Source organism: Mesorhizobium hunchu, from assembly GCF_040081975.1.
Classification (GTDB): domain Bacteria; phylum Pseudomonadota; class Alphaproteobacteria; order Rhizobiales; family Rhizobiaceae; genus Mesorhizobium; species Mesorhizobium hunchu.
In genome coordinates, this window is the sequence record NZ_JBEBMG010000001.1 from 184,027 (window position 1) to 204,550 (window position 20,524).

The 20,524-nt window shown below is 66.2% G+C and carries 21 protein-coding genes and 1 riboswitch; of the genes, 7 read left to right on the forward strand and 14 right to left on the reverse strand.

All coding sequences use genetic code 11. From position 1 onward, the window contains the following. Positions 1-39: 39 nt before the first annotated feature. Positions 40-2,055, reverse strand: coding sequence for an ATP-binding protein (locus tag ABMA46_RS00940; protein ID WP_348997906.1), 2,016 nt, complete (start codon positions 2,053-2,055; stop codon positions 40-42). A gap of 95 nt (positions 2,056-2,150) precedes the next feature. Further along, the gene (locus ABMA46_RS00945) at positions 2,151-2,882 is read right to left on the reverse strand and encodes a response regulator transcription factor (protein WP_348997412.1); all 732 of its coding nucleotides are present in this window, start codon (positions 2,880-2,882) and stop codon (positions 2,151-2,153) included. Positions 2,883-2,969: 87 nt separating this feature from the next. On the opposite strand from ABMA46_RS00945, the gene ABMA46_RS00950 reads away from it, so the two are divergent. Next, complete coding sequence (locus tag ABMA46_RS00950) at positions 2,970-3,653, forward strand: response regulator transcription factor (RefSeq protein ID WP_348997413.1); 684 nt, start codon at positions 2,970-2,972, stop codon at positions 3,651-3,653. Between the two features lie 508 nt (positions 3,654-4,161). Here the strand turns inward: ABMA46_RS00950 and ABMA46_RS00955 are convergent. From ABMA46_RS00955 to ABMA46_RS00965, 3 genes are all read right to left on the reverse strand, one after another. After that, the gene (locus tag ABMA46_RS00955) at positions 4,162-4,413 is read right to left on the reverse strand and encodes a DUF2934 domain-containing protein (RefSeq protein WP_348997414.1); all 252 of its coding nucleotides are present in this window, start codon (positions 4,411-4,413) and stop codon (positions 4,162-4,164) included. Positions 4,414-4,574: 161 nt separating this feature from the next. Further along, on the reverse strand, positions 4,575-5,522 hold the full coding sequence (locus tag ABMA46_RS00960; protein WP_425475669.1) for a prephenate/arogenate dehydrogenase family protein: 948 nt from the start codon (positions 5,520-5,522) through the stop codon (positions 4,575-4,577). An 11-nt stretch (positions 5,523-5,533) separates the two neighbouring features. Then, positions 5,534-6,646: a pyridoxal phosphate-dependent aminotransferase gene (locus tag ABMA46_RS00965; RefSeq protein WP_348997415.1), complete on the reverse strand. Its 1,113-nt coding sequence runs from the start codon at positions 6,644-6,646 to the stop codon at positions 5,534-5,536. Between the two features lie 120 nt (positions 6,647-6,766). Further along, positions 6,767-6,843, forward strand: a riboswitch (SAM riboswitch). Between the two features lie 55 nt (positions 6,844-6,898). Here ABMA46_RS00965 and metA point away from each other — a divergent pair. Further along, positions 6,899-7,837, forward strand: a complete 939-nt coding sequence (gene metA, locus ABMA46_RS00970; RefSeq protein ID WP_348997416.1) for a homoserine O-acetyltransferase MetA — start codon at positions 6,899-6,901, stop codon at positions 7,835-7,837. Positions 7,838-7,852: 15 nt separating this feature from the next. Here the strand turns inward: metA and ABMA46_RS00975 are convergent, their stop codons facing one another. Then, positions 7,853-9,655 (reverse strand): ABC transporter ATP-binding protein/permease, encoded by a 1,803-nt coding sequence (locus ABMA46_RS00975; protein WP_348997417.1) that lies wholly within the window; start codon positions 9,653-9,655, stop codon positions 7,853-7,855. Beyond that, positions 9,652-10,437, reverse strand: a complete 786-nt coding sequence (locus ABMA46_RS00980; RefSeq protein WP_348997418.1) for a class I SAM-dependent methyltransferase — start codon at positions 10,435-10,437, stop codon at positions 9,652-9,654. The genes ABMA46_RS00975 and ABMA46_RS00980 overlap by 4 nt, the downstream gene beginning before the upstream one ends. Positions 10,438-10,567: 130 nt before the next feature. Here ABMA46_RS00980 and gloB point away from each other — a divergent pair, with 130 nt between their 5' ends. Both gloB and ABMA46_RS00990 read left to right on the forward strand, forming a co-directional pair. After that, on the forward strand, positions 10,568-11,335 hold the full coding sequence (gene gloB, locus ABMA46_RS00985) for a hydroxyacylglutathione hydrolase (RefSeq protein ID WP_348997419.1): 768 nt from the start codon (positions 10,568-10,570) through the stop codon (positions 11,333-11,335). A gap of 2 nt (positions 11,336-11,337) precedes the next feature. Continuing rightward, complete coding sequence (locus ABMA46_RS00990) at positions 11,338-11,781, forward strand: cupin domain-containing protein (protein WP_348997420.1); 444 nt, start codon at positions 11,338-11,340, stop codon at positions 11,779-11,781. On the opposite strand, the gene ABMA46_RS00995 is transcribed toward ABMA46_RS00990, so the two are convergent. From ABMA46_RS00995 to ABMA46_RS01005, 3 genes are read right to left on the reverse strand one after another with little or no spacing between them, the layout of a single operon-like run. Then, positions 11,756-12,106, reverse strand: a complete 351-nt coding sequence (locus ABMA46_RS00995; RefSeq protein WP_348997421.1) for a hypothetical protein — start codon at positions 12,104-12,106, stop codon at positions 11,756-11,758. The two genes, ABMA46_RS00990 and ABMA46_RS00995, sit on opposite strands and share 26 nt — an antisense overlap. After that, entirely contained in the window at positions 12,106-12,999 is an 894-nt protein-coding gene (yddG, locus tag ABMA46_RS01000; RefSeq protein ID WP_348997422.1) for an aromatic amino acid exporter YddG, read from the reverse strand. The genes ABMA46_RS00995 and yddG overlap by 1 nt, the downstream gene beginning before the upstream one ends. A gap of 33 nt (positions 13,000-13,032) precedes the next feature. After that, complete coding sequence (locus ABMA46_RS01005; protein WP_348997908.1) at positions 13,033-13,779, reverse strand: DUF3108 domain-containing protein; 747 nt, start codon at positions 13,777-13,779, stop codon at positions 13,033-13,035. A 293-nt stretch (positions 13,780-14,072) separates the two neighbouring features. Here ABMA46_RS01005 and rpmB point away from each other — a divergent pair, with 293 nt between their 5' ends. From rpmB to ABMA46_RS01020, 3 genes are all read left to right on the forward strand, one after another. Further along, positions 14,073-14,369: a 50S ribosomal protein L28 gene (rpmB, locus tag ABMA46_RS01010; protein ID WP_348997423.1), complete on the forward strand. Its 297-nt coding sequence runs from the start codon at positions 14,073-14,075 to the stop codon at positions 14,367-14,369. 80 nt (positions 14,370-14,449) lie between these two features. Next, positions 14,450-15,139 (forward strand): queuosine precursor transporter, encoded by a 690-nt coding sequence (locus ABMA46_RS01015; RefSeq protein ID WP_348997424.1) that lies wholly within the window; start codon positions 14,450-14,452, stop codon positions 15,137-15,139. 10 nt (positions 15,140-15,149) lie between these two features. Next, the gene (locus tag ABMA46_RS01020) at positions 15,150-15,833 is read left to right on the forward strand and encodes a polyamine aminopropyltransferase (RefSeq protein WP_348997425.1); all 684 of its coding nucleotides are present in this window, start codon (positions 15,150-15,152) and stop codon (positions 15,831-15,833) included. Positions 15,834-15,858: 25 nt separating this feature from the next. On the opposite strand, the gene ABMA46_RS01025 is transcribed toward ABMA46_RS01020, so the two are convergent. The 4 genes from ABMA46_RS01025 to ABMA46_RS01040 form a co-directional block, all read right to left on the reverse strand. Next, on the reverse strand, positions 15,859-16,890 hold the full coding sequence (locus ABMA46_RS01025; protein WP_348997426.1) for an esterase-like activity of phytase family protein: 1,032 nt from the start codon (positions 16,888-16,890) through the stop codon (positions 15,859-15,861). Continuing rightward, positions 16,887-18,782 (reverse strand): cobaltochelatase subunit CobT, encoded by a 1,896-nt coding sequence (gene cobT / locus ABMA46_RS01030; protein WP_348997427.1) that lies wholly within the window; start codon positions 18,780-18,782, stop codon positions 16,887-16,889. The genes ABMA46_RS01025 and cobT overlap by 4 nt, the downstream gene beginning before the upstream one ends. A gap of 12 nt (positions 18,783-18,794) precedes the next feature. Continuing rightward, positions 18,795-19,781: a cobaltochelatase subunit CobS gene (gene cobS, locus ABMA46_RS01035; protein ID WP_348997428.1), complete on the reverse strand. Its 987-nt coding sequence runs from the start codon at positions 19,779-19,781 to the stop codon at positions 18,795-18,797. Between the two features lie 117 nt (positions 19,782-19,898). Then, the gene (locus tag ABMA46_RS01040) at positions 19,899-20,516 is read right to left on the reverse strand and encodes a J domain-containing protein (protein WP_348997429.1); all 618 of its coding nucleotides are present in this window, start codon (positions 20,514-20,516) and stop codon (positions 19,899-19,901) included. Positions 20,517-20,524 lie beyond the last annotated feature (8 nt).

Consider the following 20,524-nt stretch of genomic DNA (forward strand, 5'->3'; position numbering starts at 1 on the left):
GTTGCCCCAGAACGGCTATGCACTTTTGCGCGACATGCTTCAATGGCTCGCTGCGCCGTCGCTGATCGCGGCCAGCACGCCCCTTATGTCGAGCGTCGAGAACGGCTTCTCCAGCATGAACGGCCGCTCGCTTACCGGCAGCGCCTCGATCTCGGCCTTGGCTCCGACGAGATCGCCTGTGACCAGCACGAAACGACGCGCCAGGAGGGGCCACTCGTCAAGAAGCTGGCGATAGATGCTCATGCCGCTGACGGTCGGCATGCGCAGGTCGGAAAAGACTATATCGGGTTGCCGCCCGGCCTTCAGCATCTCGGATGCGGCCAGCCAGTTCGAGGCGACATCCGACCTGATCCCCATCAGGTCCAGTATGTCCGACAACGACGCGGCGACGTCCGGCTCGTCGTCTATGATAAGGGCACGCCGCAGGCCCGGCGACCCGGCAGCGCCTTCGGCGACGTGCAGGCCTGAGGAGACGATGCCGGGCAACTCGACGACGAAGCGGGCGCCGTGCGGCTTGACTTCCTCGAACCGGACGCGGCCTTCGTGCCGTTCGACGATGGACTTCGATATCGAAAGGCCGATGCCGGTGCCGACGCCCACCGGTTTGGTGGTGAAGTAGGACTCGAAGATGCGGTCGCGGATCGCCTCCGGCACGCCCGGCCCGTTGTCCTCGACCGAGAAACCGGCACTGCCGCCGGCGGCGCGGTAGGTACGCACCCTGATCGAGCGCTGCCCGTGCTGCACGCCCGCCAGCGCGTGCTGGCTGTTGATGAGAAAATTCGCCGCCACCTGGGTAAGGTGGTCCGCATCGGCCATCACCAGCAGAGGCCCCTCGGCAAAATCGCTGTCGATGAGGATGCCGTTCGAGCGCGCGCCATAGGCGGTCAGCTCCAATGCCGCGCGCACCACCTGGTTGAGATCGGTCTCGGCCTGCGCGGACGGATGCAGCCTGACCATCGACAGGAACGACTTGACGATGCGGCCGCAGCGCTCGGCGGCGGCGCGCACCTTTTCCGCCCGCACCTTGGTCTGCGCGTCCGGCGCGAACTCGTGCAGCAGCGTCGACTGCGCCACCACCACCGCCAGAGGGTTGTTCAATTCATGCGAGACGCCGGCGAGCAGCGAGCCCATCGCCGCCATCTTCTCGTTCTGGTGCAGCTTCTCGCGCTGGCGATGGATTTCCTCCTCCGCCTGCAGCCTGTCGCGCAGGTCGCGCACCGAGCCGATGACGATGCGCCGGTTGGCGACCTTCACCTCCATCGCCGTCAGTTCGATCGGGACGATCTCGCCGGCGGCGTTCTGGGTGACGGTCTCCATGCGCCGGCCCACCATCGGCGCCCCGCGCCCCGCCAGATACTCGCCGCCGTTCGAGAAGCCTTTGCGGTAGTAGTGCGGAATGATCGTCTCCAGCACGTCCCTGCCGACGATCTCGGCCTTCGGCCAGCCGAACAGCTTTTCGGCCGCGGGATTGAACTCGACGATCTTGCCGCTCTCGTCGACGACGATGACGGCATCGAGCGATGCCTGCAGCATCGCTGCCCGGATCACTTCCGAGACATGATAGTCGGACAGCGAGCGCTCGATGGCATCCGAAAGCGCCAGCGCCACGATCTCCATCGCCGCGCGCTCCTCGTCGGTCCAGACGCGCTCGTTGACGCAGTCGTTGATGGCGATCGAGCCCCAGGCGCTGCCGTTGGCGAGGATCGGTACGGAAAGAAAGGACTTGATGTGCTGGTTCTCGAAATCCCGGCGCAGGAATCCTTCGATGTCGCGCGTGAGGCCGGCGAACATCTTGCCCTGCCGGCCTTCTTCGGCAACACGCCCCATCAGCGGGTCCATGTGCACGATCGCCTGCGGAATGATCGAAGGCGGCGCCGACACGGCGGCGATCGATTTGTCGACCCAGTACGCCTCCACCGTCTGCGTCAGACCTTCGCCGGGCGCGTCTTCCAGGCTGAAGACGATGGCGCGGTGGCCGCGGAAGGAGCGGCCGAGCAGTTCGAGGATTTCGTCGATGTCCTGCCGCCAGTCAATCGCCAGGCGCAGCCTGCGCATGATGCGGGCGGCGGCTACCGCGACACTGTCCTCCTGCAGCGCGCGCCCGGTGCTCGGCAGTGCCGCCTCTGTCCTGAAGAACGGGAAATCCGCGCTCATGATCCTGTTTCGTCGCCGGCGGATAGCGAGAAGATATACCCTTCGCCGCGCACCGTGCGCAGGAATCTCGGGTTCGACGGATCGGCCTCGATCTTCTTGCGCAGCCGCATGACGCGGATATCCACGGCGCGCGAGGATTCGGGGTCTTCGCCGAGGCCGATCGCCCCCGAAATGACGCTTCGCGTCAGCAGGCGGTTGGCGCGGGTGACGAAAATCTCCAGCACGTCGAACTCGCTCTTCGCCAGTTCGATCGGGACGCCGCCGGGACCCGTGACCCGCCGGCTGTCGAGATCGACGCGGTGTGGGCCGAATTGGATCGACCGACGCGGCGCCGGGCGGGCTTCGGCCTTGGCCGCGACAGGTTCGGGCACCCGGCGCAGGACTGAGCGCACGCGGGCGAGGAGCTCGCGAAGCTCATATGGCTTGACCACATAGTCGTCGGCGCCGAGCTCCAGCCCGACGATGCGGTCGAGCGCGGTTCCCGCCGCGGTGGCGTAGATGATGCCGGTCGGCCGCAGCGACCTCAACCAGCGTCCGAGCGACAGGCCGTCCTCTCCGGGCATGGCGATGTCCAGGATGGCGAGGTGAAAGACGCCCCCTTCCAGCATGGGCCGCGCTTCCGCTGCGTTCGACGCCGTCTCGACCTCATAGCCGTTTGCGGCCAGATATTCGGCCACGGCGTCCCTCAGGTCCGGCTCGTCCTCGACGATGATGATCCTGGCGCGCACGGCCGCTTTGTCCCCGCTTTCAGCGGAAGGTAGATTGGGTGTAAACATATTGTCCAGGGCTCATGTTTGTGGCTGTGACGGGGTGGCATGGCACGGGCGACGGTGGTGCTCATCTGCGTTGCGGAAAGTGTTCGCGACCATCTCCGCGCTCATCTCGAACGGCGCGGCCATGATGTGCGCATGACCGCGCAAGCCTGGGAAGCCGAGGCGTTTCTGGATGGCGGCCGTATCGACGTGGCCGTCGTCGGCGACGCAATGAGCCCGGCACAGGGCCGCGACCTGCTCAGGCGCCACGGGCGCGAAGGCGGTCCCGACTTCATCCTGGTATGCCGGCGCGGCGAACTCGTCGACAGGGTCCTTGCGCTGGAACTCGGCGCCGCCGACGTCGTCGAGAGCCCGCTCGTCGTGCGCGAGCTCGCCGCCCGCATCGGCGGATTGCTGGCGCGCCGAGGACGCAACCGCCAGGAGTTGCTGGTGCTCGAAAACGCCACGGTCGACCTGCGCTCGGCCATGGTCATGCACCGCTCGGGCGACGAAGGTCAGCTTTCGCCGGGCCAGGTCGCCCTTCTCAAACTCTTCATGGCAAGCCCCCACAAGGTGCTGACGCGCGACGACATCATTGCAGCCGCACCGGCAGAAAGCACCGACGCATTCGACCGCTCGATCGATTCGCGGATCGTCAGGCTGCGCCGCAAGCTCGACACCGAGACCATTACGACGATACGCGGCGCGGGCTACCGGTTCGACCCGCCCGACAATCCGGCGGATTGAGCGCAGGCGGCCCATCCTCGCCATTCAGGCGAAAGCGTTGGAAGCGCCGTCACGGCTCTCGCGCGGAACGGACGCGACACCCATCGCCGCCGGCAACCACGGAAAAGTCTTCCGAAGCACATTCATGTCGACAGGCTCCGACTGCTTCGTTGCCCTGTCTGATGGCCCGCTGTATCCGCTTCATGCCGCATGGCCGTCGGCATTATTGCAGCAGGTTTCAGATTGGCGTCGGGAGGCGGGAGGGTCGTCCAAGGCTCGGGGACGTGTCCTTCAAGCGCAAAACCGCATCGATGCCGCAAGGCATTCGCCCAAAGCAGCCAGGTGGCTCGGTCATGCGGCCGCAGATGTCTAGAGCATTTCCGGCGAAAACAGAATCGCCTTCAATGCTCTATCTTTTTGTTTTTACGCAATTCCGGCCGCAAAACCGCTGCGCACTTTTGCTGGAATTGCTCTATCGCCGGTCCGGACCGGTCCGCCCCATACACGGATCGTCGTCGGGCGGACGGCGTCAACCTTTTCTGGTCGCAGCCGTTTTCTGCTTCGCGGCCTTGGCCGGTTTCACCGACTTGACGGCTTTGGCCGATTTGACGGCCGGCTCCGCTGCCTTGCGTTTCGCCGGCTTCGCACTGGCTGCCGGCATGGCCGCGATTTCTCTTTCGGCCTCGCGCCAGTGCCGCTCATGCGCGCCGTCCGGCCGGCCTTCCCGCTCCCATATCTCGTATGCGCGCCTTTGAATGCTGCCGTGCTTGTCGTCTGCCATGGAAGCGTCTCCCGCTGGAACCGAGAACGATGCGACGCGGCGGCCCGTCCGCCGCAGGCAGCACGAGTATCCGGCGAAATAGCCGCCGGCGCCAGCCCCGACAGGCACGGACGGCTAAGAATATACGTGGAAGGACAATCCCGAGGAGCGGCGCGGCGCCGTCATGGTTTGGTCGGATGCTCCAGCGCCTGGCGGCCGAAATCGGGCGCGTCGATTTCCTGTCCCGCCTCGATGATCGAGCGCCGGATGGCGCGCGTGCGGGTGAACAGGTCGAACAGCTTGTCGCCGTCGCCCCAGCGGATCGCCCGCTGGAGCGAGGCGAGATCCTCCGAAAAGCGCGCCAGCATTTCGAGGATGGCGTCCTTGTTGTGCAGGCACACGTCGCGCCACATCGTTGGATCGGAGGCCGCGAGGCGCGTGAAATCGCGGAAGCCGGAGGCCGAGTATTTGATGACCTCGCTCTTGGTCACCGATTCCAGGTCGTCGGCGGTGCCGACGATGTTGTAGGCGATGATGTGCGGCAGGTGCGAGACGATCGCCAGCGTCATGTCGTGATGCTGCGGGTCCATGGTGTCGATATCGGAACCGCAGCGGCGCCAGAATTCGGCCAGCTTTTCAAGCGCGGCCGGATCGGTGTCGGGCAGCGGCGTGAAGATGCACCAGCGGTTCTCGAACAGGTCGGCGAAGCCCGCGTCGGGACCGGACTTTTCCGTACCCGCCAGCGGATGGCCGGGAATGAAATGCACACCCTCCGGCACGAAGGGCTGCATCTGCGCGATCACCGAGGCTTTGGTCGATCCGACGTCGGTCAGGATCGCGCCCTGCTTCAGCGCCGACGCGATCTCCTCGGCCACCGCGCCGGACGCACCCACCGGGACCGAGACGACGACGAGATCGGCATCGCGCACCGCTTCGGCGGGATCGGTGAAATAGCTGTCGCCCAGCCCCAGTTCCTCGGCCCGCTTCAGCGTCGCGGCGCTGCGCGTGGCGATGGCGACGTGGCCGGCCAGCTTCTCGCGCCTGATCACCCGTGCCAGCGACGAGCCGATCAGGCCGATGCCGATCAGCGCGATCTTGTCAAACAAGGGGTCGGTCAAGGGTTCGGGCATTTTTGGAGCTGTCACGACTGGTCTTTCAGGAATTCGGCGAGCGCGGCGACGACGCCGCGATTGGCTTCCTCCGTTCCCACCGTCATGCGCAGCGCATTGGGAAAACCGTAGCCGGCGACACGCCGCAGCACGTAGCCGCGCGCGGTCAGGTAATCGTCGGCCTTCGCTGCCGAATGTTTTTCGATCCCGGGGAAATGGACGAGGAGAAAATTGCCGACGCTCGGCGTCACCCGCAAGCCGAGCTTCTCGAACTCTCCGGTCAGCCAAGCAAGCCAGCGCTCGTTGTGGGCGACGCTGCGGGCAAGGTGCTCACGGTCGCGGATGGAGGCGATGCCGGCCTCGATCGCCGTTGCGTTGACGTTGAACGGCCCCCGGACGCGGTTGACCGCGTCGACGATCGCCAGCGGCCCGTACATCCAGCCGATGCGCGCGCCGCCGAGCCCCAGCTTGGAGAAGGTGCGCGTCATCACCACGTTGGCGTTGGAGCCGGCCAGTTCGATCCCGGCCTCGTAGTCGTTGCGCCGCACATATTCGGCATAGGCACCGTCGAGCACCAGAAGCACGTTCCCCGGCAGGCCGGCATGGAGCCGCTTGACCGCGTCGAACGGCAGGTAGGTGCCGGTCGGGTTGTTGGGATTGGCCAGGAAGACGATCCTCGTCCGATCGGTGACGGCGGCGAGCATGGCGTCGACGTCCGCCCGCTCGTCCTTCTCCTTGACCTCGACCGGCGTCGCCCCGGCGGTCTGGATATAGATCTTGTAGACCATGAAGGCGTGTTCGGTGATGACCGCCTCGTCGCCGGGCGACAGGTAGATCTGCGATAGAAGGCCGAGGATTTCGTCCGAGCCGTTGGAGCAGACGATGTTGGCGGGGTTGAGCCCGTGCGCCTCGGCGATTGCCTCGCGCAACCGGCGCGCCGACCCGTCCGGATAGACATCGAGCCGCGCCGCGACCTCTCGCGCCGCTTCGATCGCCTTTGGCGAGGGACCGAGCGGATTCTCGTTGGAGGACAGCTTGTGGAGCTTCACGCCGACAGGCGCGGCGCTCTTGCCCGGCACGTAGGCGGCAATGTCCATGATGCCCGCGCGCGGCTGCGGACGCGACTGATCCTGTGCCTTTTCCATCTCTTCCACCGTAAAGGCCTGTCCTGCGCAGGCGCTGCGGGAATACAGGGCGGCAGCGCGCCTGTCGAGGGGCAGGCGACCGCGCCGTTGACGCCGGGGCGCAATGGTCCTAAGTACCGAGCTGGAATTCGTGGTGATTTGCCGGTCGGCTTGCAGCCACGTTAAAGAAGTCGCTAAAGGGCCGAAAGGGTAACTCCCGTACGGACCGGTCGCGATTTCGCCGCCGGTCTTTTTATTGGAGTGCCGATAGCCATGCCGATTAAGATTCCCGATCAGCTTCCCGCGCGCGAAGTGCTGGCCCGCGAGGGCGTGGCGATCATGGACGAGAAGACGGCGCGGCGGCAGGACATAAGGCCCCTGCAGATCGCCCTGCTCAACCTGATGCCCAACAAGATCCGCACCGAGACGCAGTTCGCCCGGCTGATCGGTGCCTCGCCGCTGCAGGTCGAGCTGACGCTGGTGCGCATAGGCAACCACAAGGCCAAGAACACGTCGGAGGAGCACCTGATCGCCTTCTACCAGACCTGGGATGAGGTGAAGGATCGCAAGTTCGACGGCTTCATCGTCACCGGCGCGCCGATCGAACTGCTGCCGTTCGAGGAGGTCACCTACTGGGACGAGCTGACCCGCATCCTCGACTGGACCACCACCAACGTCCATTCCTCCTTCTTCATCTGCTGGGGCGCCATGGCGGCCGCATGGCACTTCCACGCGGTGCCCAAGCACACGCTGGAGAAGAAGGCTTTCGGCGTCTACCGCCACCGCAACAATGCGCCCGCCTCGCCCTACCTGGCCGGCTTCTCGGACGATTTCGCCGTTCCGGTCTCGCGCTGGACCGAGGTGCGCGCCGCCGACATACCGGCCGGCTCCGGGCTGGAACTGCTGATGGAATCCGACGTTACCGGCCCCTGCATGCTGGCTGAGAAGACCGGCAACCGGCTCTATATGTTCAACCACATCGAATACGATTCCACCTCGCTGAAGGAGGAATACGACCGCGACGTCGAGGCCGGCGTGCCGATCGCCGTGCCGCACGAATACTATCCCGGCGACAACCCGGCCAGCCGCCCGCTCAACCGCTGGCGCTCGCACGCCCATCTCCTGTTCGGCAACTGGATCAACCAGGTCTACCAGACCACGCCCTACGAGATGGAGGATATCGGCAAGGCCGCTCCCGCAGACGGGGCGTGAACAGAAGGGGCAACCCTATTTCCGCTTCTCCTTTCGCGGCGTCGCCGGCGGCGGTTCCAGCGCCCCGGCCCTGACCCGCGCCGGTTTCAGCGGCGCGCCGCCCTCGTGCTTGACGATTTTCAGGGCGCGCGGGAAGAAATCATAATTGTGCTGGCCACGGCCGATATTGATGATCGTCGCGTCTGGCAGTTCCTTTTCCAACAGGTCGAGCACCCGCTTGAGCGTGGCGCCGTCGAACGTATCGAGCGCCTCGTCGACGATCATCCAATCCGGTTTGTGCAGCGAAATCCGGGCGAAGGCGAGAAGACGCGCCTCGTCGTCGTTCAATTCATGCTCCCAGCGCGCGCTGCGGTCGAGCGAGCCGGCGAGATGGTCGAGCCCGATCGCCTTGAGCGTACCCTCCAGCGCCGTATCGTCCCGATGCGACGCGCCGGCTCCCGACAGGGCCTCGCGCAAGGTGCCGGGCGGGAAGTAGGGCGTGCGCGGAATGAAGGCCGGCGCCTCGCCCTTCGGCATGCCGATGCGGCCGCTGCCCCAGGGCCACAGGCCGGCCAAAGCCCGGAAGAACAGCGTCTTGCCGGTGCCCGGGTCGCCCGTCAACAGCACGTGCTCGCCCTTCCTGATCACCGTTTCGTCTTCGGCCAGCCGCGTGCAGCCGTCCGGCGACTTGATCTCCAGGTCGGAGAAACTCATCGTGTCGTCGTCGTTCCCGGCGATATCGATGCGATCTTCGCCGCCATGCAACGCATCGCTTTCGGTCAGCGCCATGCGGAAATCGGCGACGCGCATCAGCGTCGCGCGCCAGTCGGCAATGGAGCCGATGTTGTTGACGAACCATTTGAGCGAGGAATGCACCTGGTTGAACGCGCCGACCGCCATCATCAATCCACCGAAGGTGATGTCGCCGGCGAAATAGACGGGCGCCGCCACCAGGATCGGCGCGACCACGGTGATCCAGCCATAGGTATCGGTCACCCAGGCCAGATTGATCTGCGCGGCGTAGATGCGCATCATCGCCTTCAGCGTCTCGCCGAGGTCGAGATTGAGCCGCTTCTTCTCGTCCGGCTCGCCGCGCGCCAGCGCGATGGCGTCGATATGGTCGTTGACGCGCACCATCGAGTGCCGCAGCTCCGCTTCGCGCGTGTAGCGGTCGCTGTTGAGCTGGATCAGCGGCCGGCCCACCGCCCAGCTGATCAGCGAGGCGAGACCCGCATAGAGGAAGGCCGCCCAGACCATGTAGCCGGGGATGGCGAAGGCATGGCCGCCGACATGGAAGACGAAGCCGGACGACAGTGACCACAGCACGCCGACGAAGGAGACGAGCAGGATCAGCGCCTGCACGAATCCGATGGCGAGCCCCGTCGTGAGATCGGAAAGATGCGCCGCGTCCTGCTGCATGCGCTGGTCCGGATTGACGCCGATGGGACCGGCATGGGTAAGGCGGAAGGCCCGGTTCGGCCGCATCCATTCCTCGATCAGGTCCGCCGTCAACGCCTCGCGCAGGCGCAGCCTTATGCGCTGGTTGAGCCATTGCTGGCCGATATTAAGGACGAGCAGCCCGCCGGCGATCGCCGCGAACACCATCAACTGATGCAGGAACTCGGCAAGGTCGCGCCGTTGGATGGCATCGTAGAAGGGTTGGTTCCAGCGGTTGAGCAGGATCTGCCCGAACGCCGTGGCGCCGATGATGACAAGGATGGCGAGCGAGGCCCAGACGATCCGTCTGGTGACGGGAGAGCCCGCAAGCCCGGACCGGATCGCGGCGAGCTGGTCCCTCAGGCTGCTGGTCTGGACCTCGGCGACTTCAGGCGTATTCATGCGCCGCCGGCTCCGCGCGTCAGTGCCTCAGCCTCGCCACGGCCGTGCATGCCGAGCCCAGTCGCGCCCTGCGGCGACAGAACCGGCACGAAGACGCGGCGCGAGGCGCGTTGCGCCACCGGGACGCCCTGGTAAAGCCGCTTCTGCGCCTCCACGGCGATGACGCCGGAAAAGATCGGCCACAACCGCCGCCCGCCGCGTTCCAGGAGATTGTGCAGGCGCATCATGAAGCGGCGACGCGACGGCGGGAAATGCAACGCGTCCGCCCACCGCGCCGGCGTGAAATTGGCCTCCCGCAGCAATTCGTTGAGCTGGCTGCGCGAATAAGGCCGTCCGGTGCCGAAAGGCGTGTGCTCGAAGCGCGCCCACACGCCGCGCCGGTTCGGCACGACGATGACGACGCGCCCGGCCGGCGACAGCACGCGCCAGATCTCGTTCAGCGTCTCACGCGGGTTTTCCGCGTGCTCCAGCGAATGCACCAGCAGCATCCGGTCGATCGAGGCGTCGTGCAGCGGCAGTTCCTCGTCGAACACCAGCGCGGTCGCCGCCGGGCCGGTTGCGGGCCACACCACGGCGCCCTGGGTGGCCGGCATGAAGGCGAAAACCCGTTCGGCCTCAGTGCCGAACCGCTCCAGCCAGGGCAGCGTGTAGCCCAACCCTACCAGCCGCTCGTTGGGAACGGTCGCCCAGATCGACGACAGCGCCATCGTGATCGCCCGCTCCGCCAGGTGGCCGAGCGTGGTGGCATAGAAGGAGCGCAGGTCGACGATGTCGGAATGCATGGTGGCCGGACGGTATCCGCGATGCCGATGAAGTTCAACAAAGGCGCACCGCAATGACATTGCCGGGTGACAGCGACGCCCATGCGCCCTATCTGTGCCTTGTCGACCCGAATGCAAGAGGAGTAGCCCGATGGCCGTCGAGATCGAACAGTTCATGTGCCGCTCGGACAATTTCGGCATATTGATGCGCGATCCCGAGACCGGCGACGTGGCGCTGGTCGACGCGCCCGAGGAAAAGCCCATCCTGGAGGCGATCGAGCGCACCGGCTGGACGCCGAAGCTCCTGCTCGTCACCCACCACCACGCCGACCATGTCGAGGCCAATCTGGCGCTGAAGAAACGCTTCGGCCTCAAGATCATCGGGCCTGATGCGGAGAAGGACAAAATCCCCGGCATCGACGACACGGTGCGCGAAGGCTCGACCATCGCCTTCGGCAATGACGAGATCCAGGTCCTCGAGACGCCCGGCCATACCGCCGGCCACGTCTCCTACTACCTGCCGCAGTCCGGCGTGCTCTTCGCGGCCGACACGCTTTTCGCGCTCGGATGCGGACGCCTGCTCGAATGCGGGCCGGAGGTCATGTACGAATCGCTGAAGCGGCTTTCCGACCTGCCGCCGGACACCACCGTCTATTGCGGGCACGAATACACGCTCGCCAACGCCCGCTTCGCGCTGACGGTCGATCCCGACAACAAGGTTCTGCAGGATCGAGCGAAAAAAATAGAAGCGCTGCGGGCCGAAGACAAGGCGACGCTGCCCACCACCATCGGGGAGGAACTGGCCACCAACCCGTTCCTGCGCTGGTCGGATCCGGCGATCCGCAAGCTCCTCGGAATGGAGCAGGCCACCAGCGAAGAAGTGTTCGCCGAAGTCCGCCGCCGCAAGGACAATTTCTGACGATGGACGCCGCCGGCATCGTCGCGACGCTCGACATGAAGCCGCATCCGGAAGGCGGATGGTATGTCGAGACCTTCCGCGATGCGCCCGAGGGCGGCCGCGGCCATTCCACCGCCATCTATTTCCTGCTGGAGCGCGGCCAGGTTTCGGCCTGGCACCGCGTCAGGGATGCCACCGAGGTCTGGCATTTCCATGCCGGCGCGCCACTGGCACTCTCCGTTCACGAGGAAGGCGGCCCGGTTATCGAGCATGTGCTGGGCTGCGACCTCGCGGCCGGCCAGCGGCCGCAGGCGGTGGTGCCGGCGGATTGCTGGCAGATGGCGCAAAGCCTCGGCGAATGGACGCTGGTCGGCTGCACGGTGGCGCCCGGCTTCGATTTCGCCTCGTTCGAGATGGCGCCGCCCGGCTGGGAACCGGCCGTCAGGCCAGAAGCAACGCCAGCGTGATCGCCAGCAGCACGACATAGCAGGCCGCCCACGGCAGCGGGCGCGGCGCTTTTCCTCCGGTCGATCTGGCAAGGAACGCTTCCCAGCTCTCGTCCCAGAAGATCGCGCTGCCGGCGGCGAACAGCGCGAGCGCGGCAGCCCACGGCAACGGGCCGTGGCGTATGACGACCAAGGCAGCCAGCAGCGCCGGCGCCAGCGTCCTGACGGCAATCCTGAGCAGCCTTGAACCGCCCGCTTCGACGGCGAAGACATGGACCAGCGCGGCGACGACGGAGAACACCAGCAGCGCGTTGGCCGTTCCCTCGATGCCGCCGGGAAACGGCATCAGGCCCCGGCTCCCGCCGAGGCTTTTGCGTCCCGTCCGAACAGCATCGACTTTGCCGCCAGCACCGCGCCGCCAGTAATCAGCACGCAGGCCGCCAGGATGCGCCAGCTCGGCTCGGCGAAGCCGGCTGCGATCAGCACCAGCGTCGACAGCAGCGGCGCGGCGTAGCTGGCGGCGCCGAGGATCTGGATGTTGCCGCGCTTGACCCCGATGTCCCAGGCATAGAAGGCCGCGCCCACCGGCATCAGCCCGAGCCCGAGCACCGCCAGCCATTGCACGGCACCCTCGGGCCAGACGGTCTCTTCGAGCGCCAGATGGCAGACGAGCGACAAGAGCGAAGTCGCCGCGCAGAACCAGGTGACGACGGTGGTCGGCACCTCGGGAAAGCGCCGCGACAGCAGCGAATAGGACGACCACAGGAGCGCGCAGACGCCCGCCATCGCATAGCCGAAGCCGTAGCGCGCGTCAAAAGCCAGCCCGCCGCCCTTGGTGACGATCAGCACCGTGCCGGCGAGGCCGAGAAGCGCCCCGGCGACATGGTTCCAGGCCAGCTTCTCGCCCGGCATCAGCGCCGAGCCCAGCACGATCAGCAGCGGCCACAGATAGGCGATGAGGCTCGCTTCCACCGCCGGCGCGTTGCGCAGCGCGGTGAAATAGAAGAAGTGATAGCCGAACAGGCCGGCGATGCCGATCAGCCAGACCTGCGGCGGGATGCGCTCGCGCACCGGCGGCGGCGGCGAAAAAATCCGGGCGGCAAGCCCGACGCATGTGCCGATGGCGAAGCAGATCGCCGAAAGCTCGAACGGCGGCATCGAGCCCGATGCGTCGGTCAGGAGCGCCAGCAGCGCCCACATCGCCACCGCCGAGAAGCCGATCAGGGTCGCGCGCGCCATGTCCTCTCCGTGGAACGCGCGCCGTCGCGCGCCTCAGCCTGCCTCGAAACGCCGCGCGTGGATGGTGATCGTGCCGATCTGCGTGCCCACCGTGGCGTGGATGGGCGCATATATGCCCGTTCTTCCGAGCGGCGCAAAGGTCACGACGATGCGGCTCTTGGTCCTCAGGAACTCCAGCGCCTTGCGGCCCTTGCGATAGCCGGAAACCGGCTGGAACTGCATGCGGCAGGTGACGGTCGGACCCTCGTAGCCCGTCACCGCGATCGTGCCCTTCTCGACCGGGCTCAGCACCAGGTTGGCGCGCATCTCGCCGTCATACATCTTCACGGTCCTGTCGCAGACCTTGTCGAGGCTCGGCGCCGGCACCGCCGTCGCGGCGATCGGATCGGCGACGCCCGCCAGATCGCCTGCCCTGAGCGGGAACCAGTTCCTGCCGCGCTTCTTCGGCGGCGGCAGCACTTTCGTGGAAACGACCCGCCCGCCGGCGAAGCGGATGTCCACCAACGACGCCTTCTTGCCGGACGTGTAGTCGGCACGGAAGGCCGTCGGCACCAGTTGATCTCCGGCGATGCGTCCGGTCGCCTTCAGCGTGCCGCGCGTATCGTCGAAGATCGTGGCGAGGCCGGCGCTGGCGACGCTGCCATCGATCGAATAGGCGCCGTCGGCATAGCGGCTGGAAAAGCTCGCCCGCGCCAGCGAGAGGCCGAGATAGGAAACCGTGTATTCGCCGCGAAACGAACTCGGCTCAGCCGCCGGCGCGGCGGCCGTGCCGGACAGCATCGTAGCGAGCGCGCAAAGGCCAAGGGCGCAGACGGAGAGGCGCGAGCGGCGGGCGAGGTACAGATGGGGCATTGCAGGAGCGGCTCCGGCTGATCCAGGATGATGTCCCTTGTCGCAGTCCTTCGGCGTCAAATCCGGCGTTTGTAAGAAATCCTGCGAACAGCTTGCGCTTGACGCCCCGGCCAAATGCCACTATGGGAACGCCAACTTTTCCATAAGGCCGCATTGCATCCCGCGCGCCGCCAGGCGCGGATTGGGATGTTTGGCCGAGAGACAGAACCAAGGGTAGAACAATGTCCCGCGCTTGCGAACTCACCGGCAAGGCCGTCCTGACCGGCAACAATGTGAGCCATGCCAACAACAAGACCAAGCGTCGCTTCCTGCCGAATCTCGTCAATGTGACGCTGATCTCAGAAGCGCTGAACCAGAATGTGCGCCTGCGCATCTCGGCCAACGCGCTTCGCTCGGTCGAGCATCGCGGCGGCCTCGACGCTTTCCTGGCCAAGGCCGACGAGAAGACGCTGTCCCAGCGCGCCCGCCTTCTGAAGAAGCAGATCGCCAAGAAGCAGGCCGAGCAGCCGGCCGCCTGACCGGGCGCCCAATCAGGCGACCGATACCGCGGGCGACCTCAAGCGGCCGCTCCACTGGTTCCATTACCCAGGATAAAAAAATGAGTTTCTTCTCCCGTTACCTGCCCTTCGTGGCCGCCATGGCGCTCGTCGTAGTCGCCTCAAACGTGCTGGTCCAGTTTCCCATGCAGGGAAGCGTCGGCGGCCTCGCACTGGCCGACATCCTGACTTGGGGCGCCTTCACCTATCCCTTCGCCTTCCTGGTCACCGACCTAGCCAATCGCCGCTACGGGCCTGCCGTCGCGCGCAGGATCGTCTTCGTCGGCTTTACGCTGGCCGTGGCCTGCTCCATCGTTATCCCGCCGCTGCTCTTCAAAGCCGGCCTGATCGAGTTCGAGATCGCCGCCAACCGGCTGGTGCGCATCGCTGCAGCGTCCGGCGCGGCCTTCCTGACCGCGCAGCTGCTCGACGTCACCGTGTTCAACTGGCTGCGCCGGCAGAGCTGGTGGCGCGCGCCGATCTTCGGCACGCTGGTCGGTTCGGTGTTCGACACGGTGGTGTTCTTCTCCGTCGCGTTCTCGGTCGCCTTCGCCTTCGTCGGCCCGGGCGATTCCTTCGCGCTCGAGCAGGCCCCGCTGATGGGCGCGTTTCCGGTCGAGACCATGCGCTGGATTTCGTGGGCCTTCGGCGACCTTTCGGTGAAGCTGATCATCGCCGTCTTCGCGCTCATCCCCTATCGCCTGATCGCCGCGCGCTGGATGCAGCCGGCCCCCGTCCCGGCAGGCACGTGAAACCCGCGACGTGATTCCCTGGATCGCCCTCGACAGCGCCGCGCTTCCCGACGGAAGCGGCGAGCTTCGGCTGAAACGGCGCGGCGCCGAATTCTCCATCATGCTCGGCGCCAACGAGCTGATGAACAGCCGGTTGAGTGGTTCCGAACAGGCACTGGCGACGCTCGCCTGCGAACGGATCCGCGGTCGCGCGCACCCGAAGATCCTGATCGGTGGGCTGGGCATGGGATTCACCCTGCGCGCCGCGCTCGCCGCCCTCGGCGATGACGCCGGGGTCACGGTGGCCGAGCTGGTGCCGGCGGTCGTCGCCTGGGCGCGCGGGCCGATGGCGGATGTGTTCGGAAATTGCCTCGACGACCCGCGCGTCACCGTCAGGCAAGCCGATGTCGGCGAGGTCATCCGCACGCGGAAATCGGCATGGGACGCGATCCTGCTCGACGTCGACAACGGGCCGGAAGGCATCGTCCACGCGGCCAACGACCGGCTCTATAGCAGGGTTGGCCTTGGCGAAGCCCGGGCAGCGCTCGAGCCCGGCGGCGTGCTCGCCGTCTGGTCCTCTGGCGCGGATCACGGCTTCACCCGGCGGCTTCGCAACGCGGGTTTCGCCGTCGAGGAGAACAAGGTGCGCGCCAACGGCAAAAGCGGCGCGCGCCATGTCGTCTGGATTGCCGTAAAGCCGGTAGGCAGGCCCTGAGGGCGCTCCTGAACCGCGCCGCCACTCAATCGGCGTGCAGGACGAACTCCAGATAGAGATTGCGCTGCAGGATCGACTGGTTGTCGTCTGAGATGAGCGACACCACCACCGCCCCGTCCTCGCGGACCCAGGCGTCGATGCCTTCCATATTGTCGATCTGCTGGCTCATGTCGGCCTGCATCAGCACCGGCCCGTCGAGCACCGCGCCCTTGGCGATGTCCTTCCCGGCGATGCGCCGCAGCCGCAGCCGCACCCCGGTCAGGAAGGTATAGCTGCGCTCCAGAAGCAGCAGGTCGCCGTCCGGCAGGAAGGTTCCGTCCGAAATATCGAAACCGTCAGTGCGCTTCACCGTGAAGACGCCCTTGCGCGGGCCTTCGATGATCGCGCCGAAGATGTTGCCATGCTGGTCGATGCTCTTTTCCGAGACGGCGACCAGAGTACCGCCGAGCGGGCCGTCCGGCGGCGCATGGACCACGGTCTCGAAACCGCGGTTCTGCCGCAGCTCCCGCTTCGGCACGAGAAAGTCGAGCTGGCGGAACGCCCCCTTCATGTTTCCCGGCTCGATCCGGAACTGCTCGATGCGGTGATCGCGCTCGAAGCCGACGGTGGCGATGCCGTCGCGCACGTCCAGCGCCTCGGCGTCGCCATGCCGTTTGTCCTCGACGGGCCGGCCGTTCGCATCGATCATCCGCTGCATGTGGAAGCCGGCGACGCCGCTCGGCCGTCCCTGCGCGTCGTGCTGCACCGTGCCGAAGAACCAGAAGCCGGTGTCGGCGACGCCGATGAAATCACCGCCCGGTTTCAGGAAGCGGAACGCCGAGAACGAACCGAAATCGGAGGAAGGCCCGGACAGCTCCAGCCCGCCGACGAATTCGAGCGCGCCGAACCGCTTCTCGTCCGGATGGGCGGGGCGGAAGCTGTCGATCCGGCGCACAGTGACGTCGATCGGCTCGACGGCGGGACGGTCGGCGGCGAAGGCTGGAAGCGCCAGCGTCAGGGACAGTGCCGTGACGAACCGGCGAAGGCTGCCGATTGCCTCGGATGGCGCCAGCCTCATCCGGCGCGCCGCAGCCCCGCGCCGCGCGATCCACGCGCGCTTTCCTCGCCGAACAGCGAGGCGAGCTGCTCCGTCATGGCGCCGGCGAGTTCCTCGGCGTCGACGATGGTGACGGCGCGGCGATAGTAGCGCGTCACGTCGTGTCCGATGCCGATGGCCAGCAGTTCGACCGGCGAACGGGTCTCGATCAGGTCGATGACGGCGCGCAGGTGCCGTTCCAGATAGTTGCCCGGATTGACCGACAGCGTCGAATCGTCGACCGGCGCGCCGTCCGAGATCATCATCAGGATCTTGCGCTGCTCGGGCCGGCCGATCAGCCGGTGATGCGCCCAAAGCAGCGCCTCGCCGTCGATGTTCTCCTTGAGCAGCCCCTCGCGCATCATCAGGCCGAGATTACGCCGCGCACGCCGCCACGGCGCATCGGCCGATTTGTAGACGATGTGGCGAAGGTCGTTCAGCCGGCCGGGGCTGGCGGGCTTGCCGTCCTTCAGCCACTTCTCGCGCGCCTGCCCGCCCTTCCAGGCGCGGGTGGTGAAGCCGAGGATTTCCACCGAGACGCCGCAGCGCTCCAGCGTGCGCGCCAGGATGTCGGCGCAGGTGGCGGCCACCGTGATCGGGCGGCCGCGCATCGAGCCGGAATTGTCGAGCACAAGCGTCACCACCGTATCGCGGAACTTGGTGTCGCGCTCCTGCTTGAAGGACAACGGCTGCATCGGGTCGATGACCACGCGTACCAGTCGCGCCGGGTCGAGATAACCTTCTTCGAGGTCGAAGTCCCAGGACCGGTTCTGCTGCGCCATCAGGCGTCTCTGAAGGCGGTTGGCGAGCCGCCCGACCACGCCCGAGAGATTGGCGAGCTGCTTGTCGAGGAAGGCGCGCAGCCGGTCGAGTTCTTCCTCGTCGCAGAGCTCCTCAGCGCCGACGGTCTCGTCGAACTGCGTGGTGTAGACCTTGTAATCGATGTCCTTCGACAGGGAATCGAACGGATTGTCCTTGCGCTTGGCCTCGCCGGGCGTCTCGGCATCGGCCTCTTCCTCGGCAAGGTCCTCGGACGTCGCCTCGGTCGCCTCGGCTTCGGCACCCTCCTGCTCGTCTTCGGAAGCCTCGGCGTCTTCGGTCTGCGTGTCCTCGCCGGAGGAATCGTCCTCGCCGCCTTCCTCGCTCTGCTCCTCGCCCTGCGGCTGGTTGTCCTGGTCGTCCTCGGTGTCCTCGCTCTCCTGGTCGTCGCCGAGTTCCTCGGCCATATCCATGGAGGCCAGCATCTCGCGCACGACGCGCGCGAAGGCCTGCTGGTCGGAAAGCTTGTCGGCCAGGCCGTCGAGATCGGCGCCGGCCTTCTCCTCGATCCAGGAGCGCCACAGCTCGACCATCCGCTCGCCGCTCTTCGGCACCGCGCGGCCGGTCAGCTTCTCGCGCACCACCAGCGCCAGCGCTTCCTCCAGCGGCGCGTCGCCACGGTCCTTGACGTCGGCGAGATTGGCCCTGGCGTATTTGTCCTCCAGCATGGAGGAGATGTTGTCGGCGACGCCCGACATCATGCGCGAGCCGATCGCCTCGACGCGAGCCTGCTCGACGGCATCGAAGATGGCACGGGCCTGCTTGCCTTCCGGCGCCAGTTTCATGTGGACGCGCTGGTCGTGGCAGGCGCGCTTGAGGGCCATGGAATCGCCGAGTCCCCGCGTCACCGCGACATCGCTGCGCGACGGCTTCTTGGGGAGTTCCGGTAAGCGCGCCCGGCTGCCGGCCAGCGCCGGACGGTCCTTGGCGAAGCCGACCTCGAGTTCCTTGTCGCCGGCGATGGCGCGCATGGTGACGGTCATCGAGCGCTTGAAGACGTCGGTGTCCGAGCCGTTCTTCGGCTTGTTGCGCGTGTTGTCGCCGGGTCCGGGCATCGGGGCCCTATCTTATCCCAGCACCACGTTGGCAGCGCTTTCGGGCAGGTCCTCGCCAAAGGCGCGCTGGTAGAATTCGGCCACCACCGGCCGCTCCAGCTCGTCGCACTTGTTGAGGAAGGTCAGCCGGAACGCCATGCCGATCGAGCCGAAGATCTCGGCGTTCTCGGCCCAGGTGATGACCGTGCGCGGGCTCATGACGGTGGAAAGGTCGCCGTTGATGAAGGCCGAACGCGTCATGTCGGCGACGCGTACCATCTTGTTGACGATGTCCCTGCCCTCCGCGTTGCGATAGTGCTTGGCCTTGGCCAGGACGATGTTCACTTCATTGTCGTGCGGCAGGTAGTTCAGCGTCGTGACGATCGACCAGCGGTCCATCTGCGCCTGGTTGATCTGCTGCGTGCCGTGATAGAGACCGGTCGTGTCGCCGAGGCCGACCGTGTTGGCGGTCGCGAACAGGCGGAAGGCCGGGTGTGGGCGGATGACGCGGCTCTGGTCGAGCAGCGTCAGGCGACCCGATGATTCCAGCACGCGCTGGATGACGAACATCACGTCGGGCCGGCCGGCGTCGTATTCGTCAAAGCACAGCGCGACATTGTGCTGGTAGGCCCAGGGCAGGATGCCGTCGCGGAACTCGGTCACCTGCTGGCCGTCCTGCAGCACGATGGCGTCCTTGCCGACGAGGTCGATGCGGCTGACATGACTGTCGAGGTTGACGCGCACGCAGGGCCAGTTCAACCGCGCCGCGACCTGCTCGATATGGGTCGACTTGCCGGTGCCGTGATAGCCGGACACCATGACGCGGCGGTTATAGGCGAAGCCGGCGAGAATCGCCTGTGTGGTGGCCTGGTCGAACAAATAGTCCGGGTCGACGTCCGGCACGTGCTCGGTCGCCTCCGAATAGGCGGGCACCACCATCTTGGATTCGAAGCCGAATGTGTCCTTCACCGACACCGTCGTGTCGGGCAGGTTGGCCATGTCTCGATCGACCTTGTTCATGCGTCTCAACGTCTCCACGGGCGAAGCGCTCGGCCTCGCCGGCAATCCTGTCCGTCCGGGGGCGGTCTTAGAACCTTTTCCCGGCATAAGAAAGCGGGAAAAGGCGCCGGAGCCTTGTCAGCAAAGCCCCGCCTGCTTCAGCACGCGATAGGCCTGCAGCACATCGCGGAACCGGTCTTCCGAACCTCTGTCGCCGCCATTCGAGTCGGGATGGTGGCGCTTTACAAGCTGCTTATAGCGCGCCTTGATCTCGGCGCCAGTCGCCTTTGTATCAAGGCCAAGCGTTTCCAGCGCCTTGGCCTCAAGCGGGCGCGCCTTGCGCTCGCGCGGCGGCGTGCTCGCGCGACCCTCGTTGAACAAGTTGAAGGGATCGCGCACGCTGCGATAGTAGCCGGCGCGGCCCGAGCGCGATTGCGCGAAGTCGGGCGAGAAGCGCGCTCCGCCGGCCGTCCCCATCTTCCAGGTCGGCCGGTGGCCGGTCAGCGCCTCCTTCTGGAAGCGCGCGACATCGGTATCCGCCAGTCCGGAAAAATAGTTGAAGCTCTTGTTGTATTCCTTCACGTGCTCGAAGCAGAATCGGAAATACTCGCCTTCCTTCATCCGGCCGACCGGCGCGCGATGCGTGCCAGGCTCGCGGCATCCGTCCCACTGGCACAGCGGCGCATGCGACTTCAGCTCGGCGTCCTTTTCCGGCCGGATGCGAATCTTCTCGAAATATTTCGGATAGGCTTTCATTGAACCCG